Below are 18,131 nucleotides of genomic sequence, written 5' to 3' on the forward strand. Positions count from 1 at the left end.
GTTAAGGCTGACAAACCTTTACACCACGAGCTCCCAGCATCGGGTGTTTTCCATGTCGTTGGGCCAGTCCGTTTCCGAAAGGGCAAAGCTCAGAGTCCTCTGAAGCCCATTTGGTTCGATCCCGGCGAGTGCGCAGCAATGTACCGGTAACCTTGCATGGGTTGGAGCAGAGGTTATCGACAGCATGTTGCGGATTTATGGACACGGTACACGGGGAGGCGCCGGCAATAGACTGGAATCGTTTGATCTTGCTCATCAGCAATATTGATACCGCCAAAAGATCGCAACCTTTGGTCGGCCATCCTGGATTATGCTCAACCCCCTTCCTTGTCCATGGATGCTTGCGATGACCGATCTGTCTGCGTTCCCGATCACCCAAAAATGGCCAGCCCAATACCCTGAGTGGATCCAGCTGTACTCCATGCCGACCCCCAACGGCGTCAAGGTCTCGATCATGCTTGAAGAGACCGGGCTGCCCTACGAGCCCCATCGCGTGGGCTTCGACACCAACGATCAGATGTCCCCCGAGTTTCTGTCGCTGAACCCCAACAACAAGATCCCGGCGATCCTCGACCCCCACGGTCCCGATGACAAACCGCTGCCGTTGTTCGAATCCGGGGCGATCCTGATTTACCTCGCCGACAAGAGCGGCCAGTTACTGGCGCAGGAATCGGCGGCGCGTTACGAGACGATCCAGTGGCTGATGTTCCAGATGGGCGGCATCGGGCCGATGTTTGGCCAGCTCGGTTTCTTCAACAAGTTCGCCGGGAAGGACTACGAGGACAAGCGTCCGCGTGATCGTTACGTCGACGAAAGCAAACGCCTGCTGAACGTGCTGAATGGACGTCTGGAAGGGCGCGACTGGATCATGGGCGAACGCTACACCATCGCCGACATTGCGACGTTCCCGTGGGTGCGCAACCTGATCGGCTTCTATGAGGCTGGCGATCTGGTGGGCATCAAGGATTTCCCCAACGTCACTCGTGTGCTGGAGCGCTTTCTGGCGCGGCCGGCGGTGATCCGCGGGCTGGAAATTCCCAAGTAAACCTCTTCGACTTTCTCAAGACCAAGGCAGGCAATGAGCTCATTCGATTTCAAACAAGTAGATGTCTTCAGCCGCGTTGCGCTCAAGGGCAATCCGTTGGCGGTGGTGTTCGGCGCAGACAGGCTCAGCGATGAACGCATGGCGGCGTTCGCGACCTGGACCAACCTCAGCGAAACCACGTTCATCCTCGAGCCGCGCGACCCTCGCGCCGACTATCGCGTACGAATCTTCACGACCCTGAACGAGTTGCCGTTCGCCGGTCATCCGACCCTGGGCACCTGCCACGCATGGCTTGAAGCCGGAGGTGTGCCCAAGGGCGAGGAGATCATTCAGGAGTGCGGCGTCGGTCTGGTGCGGGTCCGCAGGCAGGGTGCGGAGCTCGCCTTTCTCGCGCCGCCACTGATCAAGACAGGACCGGTGGAGGCCGAGGTGGTCGAGCGCGTACGCCGCGGGCTGCGGCTGGAGCCAGGCACGATTGTCCGAGCCCAGTGGGTCGACAATGGTGCCGGCTGGCTGGCGGTAATGGTCGAGGACCGCCGGCAGGTGCTGGATGTGCTACCGGATCATTCACAAATGCTTGGCCTGGCCGTCGGCGTGATCGCGCCGTGGCACCCTGAGCGTGATGGCGATGACGCGCAGTTTGAAGTGCGTGCGTTCATCTCCGGCGACGGCATGCCGGAAGACCCGGCCACCGGTAGCCTGAATGCCGGGATTGCGCAGTGGTTGCTCGCCGAAGGTCTGGCGCCGGCGTCTTACGTGGTCAGCCAGGGCCTGACCATGGGCCGCGCCGGGCGCATTCAGGTGGAGCAGGTGGGGGATGAAATCTGGATTGGCGGTGCGGTGGTGACCTGTATTTCTGGCGTGCTGGAAATCTAATCCTGTGGGAGCGGCGGTGCGGCGATCCGACTTGCTCGCGAAGGCGGTGTGTCTGCCACATTAATGTTGGATGTGTCGACGCCTTCGCGAGCAAGCCCGCTCCCACAGGGGGACCGCGTTAGATGCGCGCGATTATTGCGGCCTCGGTAACGCAGTCTTGAGCGATCGAGGTTTGTACCCCGCGCCTTTCAGGGCATAAGCTTCGCCCCCTAAGACTTTCGTCTCGTCCTCTGTTTTTCAGGAATCCCTCATGTCCAGTCAGTTCCCCGAAGCACGTCCACGCCGTCTGCGCCGCAATGCGAGCCTGCGCAGCCTGTTCCAGGAAACCGAGTTCAGCTTGAACGACCTGGTGCTGCCGATCTTCGTCGAGGAAGAAATCGACGACTTCGTGCCGATCAAGAGCATGCCGGGCGTGATGCGCATTCCGGAGTCGAAACTGGCCGGTGAAATCGAGCGCTACGCCCGGGCCGGGATCAAGTCGGTGATGACGTTCGGTGTGTCCCATCATTTGGACAGCAGCGGCAGCGACACCTGGAGCGACAACGGCCTGGTGTCGCGCATGTCGCGCATCGCCAAGGATGCGGTGCCGGAGATGATAGTGATGTCCGACACCTGCTTCTGCGAATACACCGATCACGGCCACTGTGGCGTGATGCACAACCACGAAGTCGACAACGACCAGACCCTGATCAACCTCGGCAAACAAGCCGTGGCGGCGGCGCGGGCGGGTGCTGATGTGATCGCCCCGTCAGCCGCCATGGACGGCCAGGTCCAGGCCATTCGCCGGGCGCTCGACGAAGCCGGTTTCACCCAGACCGCAATCATGGCCTATTCGACCAAATTCGCTTCCGCGCTCTATGGCCCGTTCCGCGAAGCCGGCGGCAGCGCGCTTAAAGGCGACCGCAAAAGCTACCAGATGAACCCGATGAACCGCCGCGAAGCGGTGCGTGAATCACTGATGGACGAGCAGGAAGGCGCCGACGCGCTGATGGTCAAACCGGCCGGCGCGTACCTGGACATCATCCGCGACATCCGCGAGGTTTCGCGTTTGCCGCTGTCGGCGTATCAGGTCAGCGGCGAGTACGCGATGATCAAATTTGCCGCGCAGGCCGGGGCGATTGATGAGGATCGCGTGGTGCGCGAAAGCCTGGGGGCAATCAAGCGGGCGGGGGCGGATTTGATCTTCACTTACTTTGCGATGGACCTGGCCCTCGCGGGGATCTAAACCCACCACATACCCCCTGTGGGAGCGGGCTTGCTCGCGAAGGCGGTGTGTCAGTAGACATATTTGTTCGCTGACACACCGCCTTCGCGAGCAAGCCCGCTCCCACATTAGATTTAGGGTGTTCTCAGGGGCTGCCAAAAAACGGCCGAATCCCATGCTCCTTGAAGTACCGTTCAATCACCTTGGGATCAGCCGAGTTGTTGGCAATCGCCACATAGGTATCCGGCCGCAACAGATAAAAGCCGCTACGCCCCAATCCCGCCGCTTCAAACGCCGGCCGCCAGTCGAACACATGCAACGGCAGATGATGCTCAATGCACCAGGCGATCATTTCGTCGCTGGTGTCGCCATACACATGCACCTGCCAGGTCAGGCATTTCAGCGATTCGAAATTGTCCCCCTCACCGTCGTGAGCCCAGGGCAGGCGGTCGCCGCCATGAACGTGCCCGGCGACCCCCGTGCTCAACGGTGTCCCACGGTAGTTGAGGGTGATCTGCGACACGGTACGGAACAGAAAATCGCGGGACGCCTCGAACGATGCCATTTTGGGGATCAGGAGCGGCGCCAGACGGGTGCGCAGCAAGTCGGCCATGCGGCCTTCGGTGGTGACGAAGCTGAACACCCGGTCGGTAGTGCCCACCAGTTTGCGGGCAAAGGCGATGCGTTCGGTTTCGTAAGTGTCGAGCAGCGTGGGCGTGGCGCCGCCGCTCAAGACTGCCGCCAGTTTCCAGGCCAGGTTGATGGCGTCGCCGATCCCGGTGTTCATGCCCTGGCCACCCGCCGGGCTGTGGACGTGGGCCGCGTCGCCCAATAGAAACGCGCGACCGCTGCGAAAGTGATCCGCCACGCGGTGATGCACCCGATACGTCGAGAACCAGTTCACTTGATCTATCTGCACCTTCAGATGCTCGATGGCCTGGCTGCTGACGTCGGCAAACCCGAGGGTTTCAGCACGGTCGGCGCGCTCGTCGCGCACGGTGCCGATCAAGCGGGCGCGGCCTTCACCGGCTAACGGAAACACGGCGAGAAAGTCCGCTTCATCCAGGTCCAGGTGCAGTTCACCATTGAACGTCGGCCCGCGAGCCTGCACGTCGGCCACGTAGAAAACCTGCTGGTAGGTGCCGCCGGGAAAACCGGTGTCCAAGGTTTTGCGCACGACTGACCGAGCGCCGTCGCAGCCCGCCAGATAACACGCCTGGCAGATTTCCTGGTGGCCATCGGGCCGCCGCAGCCTTGCGCTGATGCCGTCGCCGGTTTCCTCAAAACCCTCCAGCTCGGTGTTGCGCTCGACCTTGATACCGAAGCCTTCGAGGCGTTCTATCAGCAGCTGTTCGTGTTCGTCTTGAGGAAACATCTCGAGAAACGCGTAAGGCGTCAGCCCCTCGCCGATGCGGGTCAATGGCAAGCGCGCCACGGGCTCGCCCTTGACCCAGAAATTCGCCGCGGCCACCTGATGACCTTTCTTCACCACCGCATCGCTGAGGTCGAGCTGACGGTAAAGCTCCAGCGTCCGCGCCTGAACGGCGAGCGCCCGCGACGTGGTGCCGGGGGCCGACGTCTTGTCGATAATCCGTACCCGAATCCCCAGTTTGCTCAGCCACAGCGCCAGTACCAGCCCGGTCGGGCCAGCACCGACGATCAGTACGTCGCTACGGTTCATGGGCCTTTGCTCCTCGGTGTGTGGCTCAAGTATGGTCCAGCCCGGGGATATGAAAAGGCTGGCCGCCCAACGGAAAAAGGCCCCGCAGCCGTGAAGCTGCGGGGCCTTTTCGTTATGCGCCAGTGATCAGAAGTCGATGGTGCCGGACAACTTCGCCACCCGTGGTTTGCCCTGGGTCAGGTAGCCGCCCAGTGCCGATTCCCAGTATTTCTCGTTGGTCAGGTTGTCGACGCCGAGACGCACGGTCACATCCTTCTGCGAGACTTTGAAGGCATAACGGGCCCCGGCATCGAAGCGGTTTCAGGTCGGCAGGCTGAGGTTGTTGGCCGCATCGGCGTATTGACCGCCGGTGCGCAGCATCCGTGCGTCCAGCGCGACACCTTGCAGGCCCGGTACATCCCAATCCACGTCGGCGTTGAACTGGAAGGTCGGCACGCCGATGGCGCGATTGCCGTCGTTCAGACCGCCTGCGGTTCTCTTCAGTTCGGTGTCCATCACGGTCAGGCCGCTGATCAGGCGCAGGCCTTCGATCGGCTCGCCGAAGACGTTCAGCTCGACGCCTTTGTTGACCTGCTCGCCCTCACGCACAAAGACCGCTGTATTGGCATCGACGACTTGGGTAAAACCGTCGGCCGGTTGCTCGATCCGGTACACACCGAGGCTGGCGCCGTAGGTGCCCATGTCGACTTTCACACCCGCTTCGATTTGTTTCGAACGCGCCGGAGCAAAGGCTTCATTGCCATTGATGACCACACGGCCACCCGCTGACGTGGGGGCCGTCGGGCCTTTCGCCAGGCCTTCGATGCGGTTGGCGTAGAACGACACGTGTTCCCACGGTTTGAACACGATGCCGTAGACCGGCGTGGTGATGGATTCGTCACGAGATGCTCGCCAACCCGGCCGTCATTGCTGATGTCGGTGGTGAAGCGGCGCAACGGCACGTCCCCGGCGCGCTTGGGTTGCAAGTTCACACCGCCACCAATGCCGGAACCGGTCGGGGTCACGCCGTTGATGAACGCGTTCGGGCCTTTGAACACTTCGACGCGTTCCAGCACATCGGTGGAAATAATCTGACGCGGCAGTACGCCGTACAGGCCGTTATAGGAAATATCGTCGCCATTGAGCGGGAGGCCGCGAATCACGAACACCTGCGCCTGGTTGGCAAAACCGGTGGCCTGGCGCACCGACGAATCGTTGAGCAGCACGTCGCCGACGGTTTCGGCTTGCTGGTCCTGGATCAACTGCTCGGTGTAGGACGACACGCTGAACGGTACGTCCATGATGTCCTGATTGCCAACACGCCCAATTGCCCGCCGCGTGCCACCTGTCCGCCGGCAAATATCGGGGGCAGGGCAGACGGTGAAGGGGCCGGGGCGTTGATGTTGACTTCGTCCAGCACCAGCGACTTGCCGTCATCTTCCGCAGAGGTGGCCGGCGTTGCGGCATAGGCAGTCACGGACAGGGAGCAAAACAGGGCGATAATCGTCGGGCGAAACGTCGCACCGCCCCGTTGGGCGGCGAAGCGGCCCCCTGCATTCTCTCTGCCACATCGAGTTGTCAGGTTTACGACTGCTTCGCAGCCGAACGGGGATAAATCCCCTCGCCACGACAGCTGCTACGGAACAGTGAGTGGCAGCAGGAGTCATAGCCTGCGCCATGCCATTGATCGTATGGTTAACCCGGTTCAGCAGATTTGATGGAGCACCATGCAAGCCAATCGATTGATCATGAGTGTCGCGGCGCTAGTGGTGCTGGCCGGTTGCGGCTCCCAGCGCACTCAGGAGTTGCCGGCCCGCAAACCCGCCGAGGTCAAGGCTGAGATCGTGCGCCTGCTGCCGGCCAAAACCGTTGACCGCCAAGGCTGGGCGACGGACATTTACGCCGCATTTGCCGCGCAGAACATCTATCCCTCCACGCAAAACCTGTGTTCGGTACTCGCGGTTACCGAGCAAGAGTCGACCTTCCAGGTCGACCCACCCGTGCCGGGACTGGGCAAGATCGCCCGTGAAGAGATCGACCGTCGTGCTGCCAAAGTGCATATCCCCGGCCTGCTGGTCAGCGGTGCCCTGCAGGTCAGTTCATCCAACGGTAAAAGCTACAGCGACCGGTTGAATGCGGCGCGTAGCGAGAAAGAACTCAGCGCGATTTTCGATGACTTCATCGGCATTGTGCCCATGGGGCGGACCTTGTTTGGAGGGCTCAACCCCGTGCACACTGGTGGGCCGATGCAGGTCAGCATCGACTTCGCCGTGCAACAGGCGCGGGATTATCCGTATCCGGTGGACGGCTCGATCCGTCGTGAGGTGTTCAGCCGTCGCGGTGGCATGTACTTCGGCATTGCCCACTTGCTCGGGTACCCGGTGAGCTACAAACAGCCGCTGTATCGCTTCGCCGATTTCAACGCTGGTTGGTACGCCAGCCGCAATGCGGCGTTTCAGAACGCGGTGAGTCGTGTGTCAGGCGTCCCATTGGCGCTGGACGGTGATCTGGTCCGCTACGACGCGATCATGCCGGGCACCACGGAGTTGGCGGTGCGCACCCTTGGCAAGCAACTGGGCATGCGCAACACGACCATTCGGGATCAACTGGAGGAGGGCAAAAACCTCCAGTTCGAGGACACCCAGCTCTATTCGCGGGTGTTTGACCTGGCCGACCAGGCGGAAGGTCGTCGGTTGCCTCGGGCGGTGTTGCCGGGGATCGTGCTGCAAAGCCCGAAAATCACCCGTAAACTCACGACAGCGTGGTTCGCCAAGCGGGTCGATGAGCGTTATCAGCGATGCATGACGCGGGCAGGCAAGTGACCGACCGCAAATACAGGCGTAAAAAAACCCGGCTGATGAGGCTAATGCTGTTCACTTAAGCGCGGGCACTCATTTGTGGCGAGGGGATTCAGCGAAACGTCGCACCGCCCCGTTCGGCTGCGAAGCAGTCGTAAATCCACACAACTCGGTCTGTCTGAACGGGCGCAGGTGGCCGCTTCGCAGCCGAACGGGGCGGTGCGACGTTTCGCTGAATCCCCTCGCCACAGGTTCTCGCTCGACTGATGATTGTCTTAAGTGAACAGCATTAGGCTGATGAGGCCGGGTTTTTCATTGAGTACCGCGGTAAAATCATTCATTTATACAGCGCGACTTTCAATCAGACGGTCAGAGCCACCTTCAGCGACGCGGTTTTCGATCAGACGATCCGAGCCACCTTCAGCAACGCGGTTTTCGATCAGACGATCCGAACCACCTTCGGCAACGCGATTCTCGATCAGACGATCCGAACCCCCTTCAGCAACGCGGTTTTCGATCAGACGATCCGAGCCACCTTCAGCAACGCGGTTTTCGATCAGACGATCCGAACCACCTTCAGCCACACGATTTTCGATCAGACGATCCGAACCACCCTCAGCTACACGACTTTCAATCAGTCGATCCGAGCCGCCTTCAGCGACAACCGGGTGAGCAGAGGAAGCGGCGAAAGCGTTAACTGCAAAGACCGAGAAAGCAATGCTGAGGAAGATTTGGCGTTTCATGATGGTGTGCTCCGGGGTGTAGTTGTTTGGTATGGAGGCGATCTTACGCCGCGGATTTTTTATGAGAACTTCATTGAGGTGATGGTGAACATCGACGGCAATGATAGGTAGAACGATGCACCCCACGTGGGCGTGATGGTTCAGTCGTCGGATGGCCAAGATAGGGTTGAGCGGCGCTTCTACACTGGTTAGCTGGCGCGTGCCTTTGCCCTTGAGGAGTCGATCATGAATGCCAGTTCCTATGTTCCCGCCCACACCGGCCTGCTGTTGGTGGATCCTTACAACGACTTCCTCAGCGAGGGCGGCAAACTCCACGGCCACGCTCAACCGGTGGCTGACAGCGTCGGCACGCTGGCCAACCTGAAGACCGTGGTGGCGGCCATTCGCAAGGCCGGCATCCAGGTTTTCTACCTTCCGCATCACCGCGCCGAACCCGATGAGCTGGCACGCTGGAAACACCCCAGCCCCTATCAACAAGGCGCCAGCCATGCGCAGGTGTTTGCTGCTGGAACCTGGGGCGGGGAATGGCACCCGGACTTCCAGCCCGAGGCCGGTGACGTGATCGTCAAGGAACACTGGGGTGGCAGCGGTTTCGCCAACACCGATCTGGACTACCTGCTCAAACAACACGGGATCGACAAGGTCGTGGTGGTGGGGATGCTCGCCAATACCTGCATCGAAAGCACCTCCAGGTTCGCCGCCGAACTGGGTTATCACGTCACGCTGGTGCGCGACGCCACGGCGGCTTTCAGTGTAGAGGCGATGCACGCTGCGCATGAGATCAACGGGCCGACCTATGCCCACTCGATTGTCACGACGGCAGAGCTGATCGCAGCACTGGGTTAGGGCGCTCAACATCGCGATATTTGCAGTGGCACGGTACGAGGCCGGCAGGCGGCGCCTCTACTGACTATATTCTTGTCTCGCCAGGGGGCCGCATCATGTACCAGCTTTATGGACACCAGAACTCCGGCGCCGCCGCGATAGAGGCCGCACTCGAACTCTGTGAAATCCCTTACCGCTTCATCGACGTTGAATCGTCTCCCGAGGCCGCCACAGCGCTGGAGAAGCTCAACCCGCTCAAGCAGATTCCCACGCTGCAACTGCCCGACGGCAGCATTCTGACCGAGAGCGCGGCGATCCTGATTCATCTGGGGCTTGCGTTTCCTGAGTCGAACTTGCTGTCGAGCACGCCCGCCGAGCGTGATCAGGCCATTCGCGGCCTGGTGTACATCGTCAGCAATTGCTACACGGCCATCGGCATCATCGATTACCCCGAGCGCTGGTTGATCGACGCGGATGCGGCGTCCATGGAAAACCTCATGGCCGGCGCCCGCCGACGGTTGCACTGGAATTGGGAGGTGTTTGCCGATCAATTCTCGGGCGAGTTGTATCTGGACGACGAGACGCCCGGCGCACTGGATGTGCTGGCAGCGGTGGTGACGCGGTGGGCGGGCAGTCGCGAGCATCTGCGCAATGCCCGACCGGGTTTTTACGCATGGTTGACGCGAATCGACCACCACCCCACGTTGGCCCCGGTCTTCGCCCGGCATTGGCCATCTTAAAGAACACCACCGAGCCAATGTGGGAGCGAACTGTGGCGAGGGGATTTATCCCCGTTCGGCTGCGAAGCAGTCGCAAAACCTATGCACGTGGTTTATCTGAATGACCGCGGTTGCAGGTTTTGGGGCCGCTTCGCGACCCAACGGGGATAAATCCCCTCGCCACAGTCACTCCCACAGGGATATGTGTTGCGTCGGAATCACTCCCCGCGAATGTACTGCTCCAACTGGCGAATCAATTCAGCCTGTTCGGCGATGGCTTCCTTGACCAGGTCGCCGATCGACAGCAAACCGATCAACTGCCCGTTTTCCACCACCGGCAAGTGCCGCAAGCGTTTGTCGGACATGATGCCCATGCAGGTTTCGACGGTTTGATGGGTGTCCACGGTGATGACCGGCGACACCATGATGTCTTCGACCGGCGTACCGACGGAGGAGCGGCCCTTGAGCACGAGTTTGCGTGCGTAATCACGTTCGCTGATGATGCCGACGACTTCGCCATTCTTCACAACCGGCAAGGCGCCGACGTTTTTCGCGGCCATGACCATCAGCGCTTCCAGCACCATTTGATGGGGCGCAATGATGTGGACTTCATGATTCTGTTCAGCCTTTAACTTCAGCAATTGGGCGACGGTTTTCATGGCGATTTCTCAGGTGTTGTCGTTGTTATTGAAGAATCGTAGACCCGGGCGCTGAGGGCAAGGCGCAAAGCGGCAGATAACGCTCAAAAAACGTCATTGGGCGGTTTTTCTTCCGAAAACCCGGAACATTCCCCAGTTATCCACTGATCCAGAGGCTCAACTCAATCCCTGTAGGAGCGAGCCTGCTCGCGATAGCGTTTTCACATTCAGAATGATGTTGGCTGAAAGTCCGCTATCGCGAGCAGGCTCGCTCCCACAGGGAGTGCATCCACCTCTCGATGGGGCTATCCCCCGCAATGACGCGTAGAATTGCCGCCTGAATCAAATCTTGAGGTTGCAGTGGTGGATTTACAGCAGGGTTTCGTCCTGACCCGGCATTGGCGCGACACCCCGGCCGGTACCCAAGTCGAGTTCTGGCTGGCGACCGACACCGGTCCCCAGCATATCCGCCTGCCTCATCAACCGTCGGTAGCCTTCATCCCGGCAGTCCAGCGCGAGCAGGCCGAGGTTGTCTTGCGCGGCGAAAAAAATGTCGAGCTAAAGCCATTGGCCCTTCAGGATTTCGAGCACCGCCCGGTGCTCGGCCTGTATTGCCAGCAACACGGTCAGTTGATGCGCCTGGAAACTGCGCTACGCAAATCCGGCGTCGAGATGTTCGAAGCCGACGTGCGCCCGCCGGATCGCTACATGATGGAGCGCTTCATCACCGCGCCCGTCCTGTTCGGTGGCACGCCAGGCGCCGAAGGGCTGTTGCTCGACGCACAAATGAAACCGGCCCCTGACTATCGGCCTAAACTCAGACTGGTCTCCCTGGACATCGAAACCACCGCTCAGGGCGAGTTGTACTCCATCGCCCTGGAAGGTTGCGGCGAGCGCCAGGTCTATATGCTTGGCCAGCCGAATGGCGACGACAGCGAGGTGGATTTCCAGCTCGAATACTGCGACTCCAGAACCCTGCTGCTGAAAAAGCTCAACGAATGGTTCGCCCGCCATGACCCCGACGCGATCATCGGCTGGAACGTCGTGCAGTTCGACCTGCGCGTGTTGCATCAACACGCCCGGCAGCTGGGCGTACCGCTGAAACTGGGGCGTGGCGGCGAAGAAATGCAATGGCGCGAACACGGCAGCCGCAACCATTACTTCGCCTCGGCCGCCGGCCGGTTGATCATCGATGGCATCGAATCGCTGCGCTCGGCGACCTGGAGCTTCCCCTCGTTCAGCCTGGAAAACGTCGCGCAAACCCTGCTTGGCGAGGGTAAGGCGATCAGCACGCCGTACCAGCGCATGGACGAAATCAACCGCATGTTCGCCGAGGACAAACCGGCGCTTGCCAAGTACAACCTCAAGGACTGTGAACTGGTGACGCGGATTTTCGCCAAGACCGAACTGCTGACCTTCCTGCTGGAGCGCGCCAGCGTCACCGGTTTGCCGGCAGACCGCAGCGGCGGTTCGGTGGCGGCATTCACCCACCTTTACATGCCGCTGATGCACCGCCAGGGCTTCGTGGCGCCGAATCTTGGGAACAAGCCTGCGCAGGCCAGCCCCGGCGGTTTTGTCATGGACTCGCAACCGGGGTTGTACGAGTCGGTGCTGGTGCTCGACTACAAAAGCCTCTATCCGTCGATTATCCGCACCTTCCTGATCGACCCGGTCGGGCTGATCGAAGGCTTGCAGCATCCCGACGACAGCGAGTCCGTGCCGGGTTTCCGTGGCGCGCGTTTTTCAAGAACCCGGCATTGCCTGCCGGCGATCGTCGCCCGGGTTGCCGAAGGCCGCGAAACCGCCAAGCGCGAACACAACGCGCCGCTGTCGCAAGCGCTGAAGATCATCATGAACGCCTTCTATGGCGTGCTGGGTTCCAGCGGCTGTCGCTTCTTCGATACGCGCCTGGCCTCGTCCATCACCTTGCGCGGCCACGAGATCATGCTGCGCACCCGGCAGTTGATCGAAGCCCAAGGTCACACGGTGATTTACGGCGACACCGACTCGACCTTCGTCTGGCTCCGTCGCGCCCACGGCCAGGAAGAAGCCGCGCAGATCGGCCGCGCGCTGGTGGACCACGTCAACCAGTGGTGGCGCGAGCATGTGCAGCAGGAATACGGGCTGGAAAGTGCCCTGGAGTTGCAGTTCGAGACTCACTACAAACGCTTTCTGATGCCGACCATTCGCGGTGCCGAGGAGGGCAGCAAGAAGCGTTACGCCGGGCTGGTCACCCGCGCCGATGGCACCGACGAAATGGTCTACAAGGGACTGGAAACCGTGCGCACCGACTGGTCGCCGCTGGCCCGGCAGTTCCAGCAGGAGCTGTACTCGCGTATTTTTTATCGCAAGCCCTATCAGGACTACGTGCGCGACTACGTGCGCAAAACCCTGGCCGGTGAGTTCGATGACCGCCTGATCTACCGCAAGCGCCTGCGCCGTACCCTGGATGACTATGAGCGTAACGTGCCGCCCCACGTCCGTGCGGCGCGGATCGCCGATGACTACAACGATCAGCAGGGCCGCCCGCGGCAATACCAGAACGGCGGCTGGATCAGCTACGTGATCAGCGTCGTCGGGCCCGAGCCGCTGGAGATTCGCAGCGCGCCCATCGATTACGACCATTACGTCACCCGACAACTGCAGCCGGTGGCGGATGCGATTCTGCCCTTCGTGGACGACGACTTCTCAACCTTGATTGGTGGGCAACTGGGCCTGTTTTGAGTCCAGCAGCTGCAGCGTCCAGTCATCCAGAATGCCGTGGAAGTACTGATCCAGTGCCTGATTGAAGAGGTTGTCTTCGGGGGCCACTTGGGCGAACAAGGTCATGGATGAGTGAAACTTGAGATCGTCGGGATGGCCGAATATGCCTGCAATCGAGCTCTTTTCGATGTTCAGCACCAGTTGCGTGCAGGTGCGCAATCGTGAACCGAGCAGAGGATGATTCAGATAAGCCACGGCCTCCTCGATGGAGCGAATGGCAAAGTGTCGGGACATCTCGCTCCCACCCAACCCGGCGAACTGCGGGAAGATGAACCACATCCAGTGGCTGCGTTTGTGGCCAGCGTGCAGCTCTTCTTGAACCCGGTCGAATACCGGGTCTTGAGCCTGGATAAAACGCGGCAAATTAAAGGCGTCGAGCTGATCAGTGCTTCTCATGCAGAAGCCCTCTGACAGAACCGCGATGGCTCAGACCATGGCCAACCGGTGCTTGCGTTGTGGCGCGTGAAACGCGTGGTCCAGCGCCTTCAGGTCCTCGTCTTCGAGCCGCAATTGTGCGGCCTGCGCATTCAGTTGCACATGTTCAGGTTTGACCGCTTTGGGGATGGCGATCACGCCCGTCTGTCGCAGAATCCATGCCAGTGCTACCTGAGCTGGCGTCACCGCGTGACGGGCGGCAATCTGTTTGAGCGCCGGATGGGCCAGCATCGTTCCTCCCTGACCGATGGGACAGTATGCCATCAACGGCTGCTGATGCTGTTGGCACCATGGCAGCAGATCAAATTCGATGCCGCGCTCTTCCAGGTTGTACAGCACTTGATTGGTGGCGCAGGCCGGTGAGTTCAATTCCTGCAGATCCTCGACGTCGAGGTTGGACACGCCCCAACGGCCGATCTTGCCATCTTCACGCAGGCGTTCGAAGGCTTCGACGGTTTCTTCAAGCGGATACTGGCCTCGCCAATGCAGCAGGTATAAATCGATGTAATCGGTATTCAGACGCCGCAGGCTGCGTTCGCAGGCCTGGGGGATGCCTTTGCGGCTGGCGTTATGCGGGTAGACCTTGCTGACCAGAAAGACCTTGTCGCGCAGACCAGCGATGGCTTCGCCGACCACTTCCTCCGTGCCGCCTTCGGCGTACATCTCGGCGGTGTCGATCAGGGTCATGCCCAACTCGATGCCCAGGCGCAGCGCGGCGACTTCCTGACAGTGTTGCGAGGGATCTTCGCCCATGCGCCAGGTGCCTTGGCCGATGACCGGTACGTTGATGCCGGCCAATTCGAGGGTCCGCATGAAAACCTCCTTGGTTCGAATCGATAAGTGTTCATTAGTTGGCAGCAGAATACCCCGGTGGTTCCGTAGCGAGTAGCAGCGGCCCTGTGGCGAGGGGATTTATCCCCGTTGGGCTGCGAAGCGGCCCCCTACATTCCTTCAGACGTACAGCGCTTGAAGGATTGACGACTGCTTCGCAGCCGAACGGGGATAAATCCCCTCGCCACAGGCCAGCTACACGGATTGTGTCGTGGCCGGATGTTTAGTCGGCCGAAAACTTCAGCACTGTGTTCTGGGTATAGGTCTTGCCCGGGTCGAGTCGGGTGGACGGGAAGTTCGGCTGGTTCGGCGAGTCAGGGTAGTGCTGAGTCTCCAGCGTGAACGCGCCCCAATGTGGATAGACCTTGCCGCCCTTGCCCTTGACCGTGCCGTCGAGGAAGTTGCTGGTGTAGAACTGCACGCCGGGTTCGGTGGTGTAGAGCTGCAAGCGGCGCCCAGAGAGTGGATCGCTGACATCGGCGGCCAGTTTGCCCACGTCGCCCTTGGCGTCCAGTGCCCAGTTGAAATCGAAGCCACCCTGTTTTGGCTCGGCGAATTTCAGTTGCGGGTGACCGGCCTTGATGTGCTTGCCGATGGCGGTGGGTTGAGTGAAGTCCATCGGCGTACCGGCGACCGGGGCCAGTTCGCCGGTTGGAATCAGCTTGGCGGTGACCGGTGTGTAGTGGGTCGAATGCAGGGTGACGAGCTGTTTCAACACATCACCGTTACCCGCGCCGGCGAGGTTGAAATAGCTGTGGTTGGTCAGGTTCAGCACGGTCGGTTTATCGGTGCTGGCCTTGTACTCGATGCGCAGTTCATTGTTCTCGGTAAGGCTGTAGGTGACCTCGGTTTTGAGGTTGCCGGGGAACCCCATTTCACCGTCCACCGATAGGTACGTCAGGGTCACGCCCACCGAGTCCTTGCTTTTGCTCGGCTGGGCTTTCCACACGTGCTTGTCAAACCCCTGCGGGCCGCCGTGCAGCGAGTTGGAACCGTCATTGAGCGGCACCTGATAGCGTTTTCCGTCCAGCTCGAACGCGCCGTTGGCCAGGCGATTGCCGAAACGTCCGATGGTCGCGCCAAAGTACGCCGTGCCGCTCTGATAGCCCTGAACATCGTCAAAGCCCAGGACCACATCGTCGAGCTTGCCGTTTTTGTCCGGCACCTTCAGCGACTGCAAAATGCCGCCGTAAGTAATGATCGTGGCTTGCAGGCCATGGCTGTTACGCAAGACGTATTGCTCGACGGGTGTGCCGTCGTTGGTCTTGCCGAACGCTTTGTGTTCGCTGGACAGGCCAGCCGCTTGGGTGGGGAGGGTGGCGATCATCAGGGACAGTCCAAGGCCGGAGAGCAGGTGTCGGGATTGCAGCATGGTAAACCTTCCTTATTGTTGTTTTCATAGGGCAGTAAAATATCTAGTAGTCATACTAAATATTCGACTGGAGAAGATTTATAGCTTGTTGCTCAATAAAATCCATTAAAAGTATGACTAAATAACCCGGTTTGTAGCAGCTGCCGAGCAGCACGCTGTGGTGAGGGGATTTATCCCCGTCCGGCTGCGAAGCAGTCGTGAAATCAGGCGCTGTGGTTTTTCAGGTGAACCGCTTTCATCGGTTTACGACTGCGACGCAGCCGAACGGGGATAAATCCCCTCGCCACAACGCAGCTGCAACAAAATGGGGCCGGTGATCAGTCGGCACTGCACTTTTTCAGCTTTGGCGGCTCTATCCTTGGCCAGCCTGCGGCGATCCCCACCGTCGGCCAATGCCCAAGTTCAAGCACCCATGGCTCGAGTTCTACCCTTTTTCATGTCATCAATACGTCGTCAATGCCTGCTGCTGGCCAGTCTGTCGATGCTCTTCGCCAGCGGTTGCAGCCAGCAACAGGGCCGCGACATCGTCAGCCAGTTCCGCGAAGGCACGCCCCAGGAATTCCTCCAGACCAGCGTCGACCGCATGGCGACCCTGGCGATGCGCGACAACCTCGACAGCCTCTACTTGCTGATGAGCAAGCTCTACCTGCGCAATCCGGAGGAGTTGAAAAAGTCCGGCTTCCTCGACGCCCGCACCGCCGGAAAGCAAGTGCGCCTGGCCATCGAACAACAACAGCCGCTGCCCACCCTCGGCGGCAAGAAAGACCTCGCGGCACTGAGCTATGCCATGAGCCCGGAGTTTCTCGGCGACCGGGTCGGTGCCTTCATCTATGCCATCGGCAGCATGCTGGTCACCGCGCACGGCAATCGCCTTGAGTTCTACATGACCGATGCGATCAACCCGACCTTCGTCAGTAACGCCGCCCGCAACATCGAGAAAGCCACCTGGATCCTGAGCCAGCGGCAAAATAAAAACGGCGAGCCCTTGCTGTTCTCCAACGAAATTTCGGAGGAGGGCAGCAACCTGAGTTTTGCCGTGGAGTTCGGAAAAATCGTCGCGCGGCTGGACCTGCTGACGCAGATGCTGGACGAGCGTTATCGGCGGATCGGCTTGAACTATGCGCAGAGTTTGCTGTTTCTGAATTTCTTGCCGGTGCAGTAGACCCGCATCTCCAAACTTGGCCACCGCTCTCACTGACGCAGCAAATCCCCTGTGGGAGCGGGCTTGCTCGCGAATGCGGTCGAACATTCAATAAAACTGTTGGCTGAAAGTCCGCTTTCGCGAGCAAGCCCGCTCCCACAGGGGAATTGGGTACACAGGGGTGAATGATGTGTTGTGGAATAACGATAGTCCGCATCGATATAAGTGGTTATAAGAAAAATCGCTATGCTGCGGGCCAGTTTTTTCATGTGTTTTGTGCGGGCGTGTTAATGGATTTCGTTAACTTCGGGTTGGTGGTTGCAGGATTGGTCGTGGGCTTCATCGTCGGCATGACCGGCGTGGGTGGTGGTTCGTTGATGACGCCGATTCTGCTCTGGTTTGGTATCAACCCGGCCACGGCGGTGGGCACCGACTTGCTGTACGCGGCCATTACCAAATCCAGCGGTGTGCTGGTTCATCGCAAGAACAACAACATCAACTGGGCAATTACCGGCTGGCTGACCCTCGGCAGTGTGCCGGCGGTAGCGCTGACGCTGTGGTTTCTGAGCAGTTTGCAGGCCTCACCCGATGCGATGAACGCCGTCATCAAACAGGCGCTGGGCTTCGTATTGTTTGCCACGGCACTGGCAATTTTCTTCAAGAAACGCCTGCTCGATTTCGCCCACAAACGTGCGGGCGGCCAGTACAACCCCAGCGGTTCGCGCCTGAATGTCCTGACGGTCATCACCGGCCTGGTCCTGGGCACCATGGTCGCGCTGACCTCCATTGGTGCCGGCGCCCTCGGCACCGTGGCGTTGTTCATCCTCTATCCGCTGCTGCCGACGCGGCGCCTCGTCGGCACCGAAATCGCCCACGCCGTCCCCCTGACCCTGGTCGCCGGCCTGGGCCACGCGAGCATGGGCAACATGGATTGGCATGTGCTGGGTTACTTGCTGATCGGTTCGCTGCCGGGGATTTACTTGGGCAGTCACTTGACCGGTCGCATCTCCGACGAAGTGCTGCGCCCGTGCCTGGCGACGATGCTGGTGCTGATCGGCTACAAACTGGCGTTCTGAACCGG

15 protein-coding genes and 1 pseudogene are annotated in these 18,131 nt (G+C 60.2%); 9 read left to right on the forward strand and 7 right to left on the reverse strand.

Annotated elements, in window-relative coordinates; all coding sequences use genetic code 11:
- Positions 1–346 precede the first annotated feature (346 nt).
- From ACYZTM_RS25445 to hemB, 3 genes are all read left to right on the forward strand, one after another.
- A complete protein-coding gene (locus ACYZTM_RS25445; protein ID WP_131059896.1) occupies positions 347–1,045 on the forward strand; it encodes a glutathione binding-like protein in 699 nt (232 codons plus the stop codon).
- 33 nt (positions 1,046–1,078) lie between these two features.
- Positions 1,079–1,921 carry a PhzF family phenazine biosynthesis protein gene (locus tag ACYZTM_RS25450; protein ID WP_461985285.1) on the forward strand — a complete coding sequence of 281 codons (843 nt, stop codon included), beginning with the start codon at positions 1,079–1,081 and terminating at the stop codon, positions 1,919–1,921.
- 250 nt (positions 1,922–2,171) lie between these two features.
- Complete coding sequence (hemB, locus tag ACYZTM_RS25455) at positions 2,172–3,146, forward strand: porphobilinogen synthase (RefSeq protein ID WP_461975118.1); 975 nt, start codon at positions 2,172–2,174, stop codon at positions 3,144–3,146.
- A 124-nt stretch (positions 3,147–3,270) separates the two neighbouring features.
- Here hemB and ACYZTM_RS25460 read toward each other — a convergent pair whose 3' ends face one another.
- Positions 3,271–4,806: an FAD-dependent oxidoreductase gene (locus ACYZTM_RS25460; RefSeq protein ID WP_461985287.1), complete on the reverse strand. Its 1,536-nt coding sequence runs from the start codon at positions 4,804–4,806 to the stop codon at positions 3,271–3,273.
- Positions 4,807–4,932: 126 nt separating this feature from the next.
- A pseudogene (locus ACYZTM_RS25465) lies at positions 4,933–6,208 on the reverse strand (TonB-dependent receptor).
- Positions 6,209–6,512: 304 nt separating this feature from the next.
- Here ACYZTM_RS25465 and ACYZTM_RS25470 point away from each other — a divergent pair.
- Entirely contained in the window at positions 6,513–7,607 is a 1,095-nt protein-coding gene (locus ACYZTM_RS25470) for a DUF1615 domain-containing protein (protein WP_461985289.1), read from the forward strand.
- A gap of 317 nt (positions 7,608–7,924) precedes the next feature.
- Here the strand turns inward: ACYZTM_RS25470 and ACYZTM_RS25475 are convergent, their stop codons facing one another.
- On the reverse strand, positions 7,925–8,326 hold the full coding sequence (locus tag ACYZTM_RS25475; RefSeq protein WP_131059901.1) for a hypothetical protein: 402 nt from the start codon (positions 8,324–8,326) through the stop codon (positions 7,925–7,927).
- A 225-nt stretch (positions 8,327–8,551) separates the two neighbouring features.
- Here ACYZTM_RS25475 and ACYZTM_RS25480 point away from each other — a divergent pair, with 225 nt between their 5' ends.
- The gene (locus ACYZTM_RS25480; protein WP_461985292.1) at positions 8,552–9,172 is read left to right on the forward strand and encodes a cysteine hydrolase family protein; all 621 of its coding nucleotides are present in this window, start codon (positions 8,552–8,554) and stop codon (positions 9,170–9,172) included.
- Between the two features lie 95 nt (positions 9,173–9,267).
- A complete protein-coding gene (locus ACYZTM_RS25485) occupies positions 9,268–9,891 on the forward strand; it encodes a glutathione S-transferase N-terminal domain-containing protein (RefSeq protein WP_461985294.1) in 624 nt (207 codons plus the stop codon).
- A gap of 197 nt (positions 9,892–10,088) precedes the next feature.
- On the opposite strand, the gene ACYZTM_RS25490 is transcribed toward ACYZTM_RS25485, so the two are convergent.
- Complete coding sequence (locus tag ACYZTM_RS25490) at positions 10,089–10,529, reverse strand: CBS domain-containing protein (RefSeq protein ID WP_131059904.1); 441 nt, start codon at positions 10,527–10,529, stop codon at positions 10,089–10,091.
- 342 nt (positions 10,530–10,871) lie between these two features.
- Between ACYZTM_RS25490 and ACYZTM_RS25495 the strand changes: the two genes are divergently transcribed.
- Positions 10,872–13,232 (forward strand): DNA polymerase II, encoded by a 2,361-nt coding sequence (locus ACYZTM_RS25495; protein ID WP_461989214.1) that lies wholly within the window; start codon positions 10,872–10,874, stop codon positions 13,230–13,232.
- Here ACYZTM_RS25495 and ACYZTM_RS25500 read toward each other — a convergent pair.
- The 3 genes from ACYZTM_RS25500 to ACYZTM_RS25510 all read right to left on the reverse strand — a co-directional run bounded on the left by ACYZTM_RS25500 (position 13,197) and on the right by ACYZTM_RS25510 (position 15,909).
- The gene (locus ACYZTM_RS25500; protein WP_461985296.1) at positions 13,197–13,667 is read right to left on the reverse strand and encodes a DUF1810 domain-containing protein; all 471 of its coding nucleotides are present in this window, start codon (positions 13,665–13,667) and stop codon (positions 13,197–13,199) included. The two genes, ACYZTM_RS25495 and ACYZTM_RS25500, sit on opposite strands and share 36 nt — an antisense overlap.
- A gap of 30 nt (positions 13,668–13,697) precedes the next feature.
- Complete coding sequence (locus ACYZTM_RS25505; RefSeq protein ID WP_131061932.1) at positions 13,698–14,519, reverse strand: aldo/keto reductase; 822 nt, start codon at positions 14,517–14,519, stop codon at positions 13,698–13,700.
- A gap of 241 nt (positions 14,520–14,760) precedes the next feature.
- Positions 14,761–15,909, reverse strand: coding sequence for an aldose epimerase family protein (locus tag ACYZTM_RS25510; RefSeq protein WP_131061933.1), 1,149 nt, complete (start codon positions 15,907–15,909; stop codon positions 14,761–14,763).
- A 412-nt stretch (positions 15,910–16,321) separates the two neighbouring features.
- Here ACYZTM_RS25510 and ACYZTM_RS25515 point away from each other — a divergent pair, with 412 nt between their 5' ends.
- Complete coding sequence (locus tag ACYZTM_RS25515) at positions 16,322–17,071, forward strand: hypothetical protein (RefSeq protein WP_131061934.1); 750 nt, start codon at positions 16,322–16,324, stop codon at positions 17,069–17,071.
- A 269-nt stretch (positions 17,072–17,340) separates the two neighbouring features.
- The gene (locus ACYZTM_RS25520; protein ID WP_131061935.1) at positions 17,341–18,126 is read left to right on the forward strand and encodes a sulfite exporter TauE/SafE family protein; all 786 of its coding nucleotides are present in this window, start codon (positions 17,341–17,343) and stop codon (positions 18,124–18,126) included.
- Positions 18,127–18,131: the final 5 nt, after the last annotated feature.

The organism is Pseudomonas sp. MDT2-39-1, from assembly GCF_054898085.1.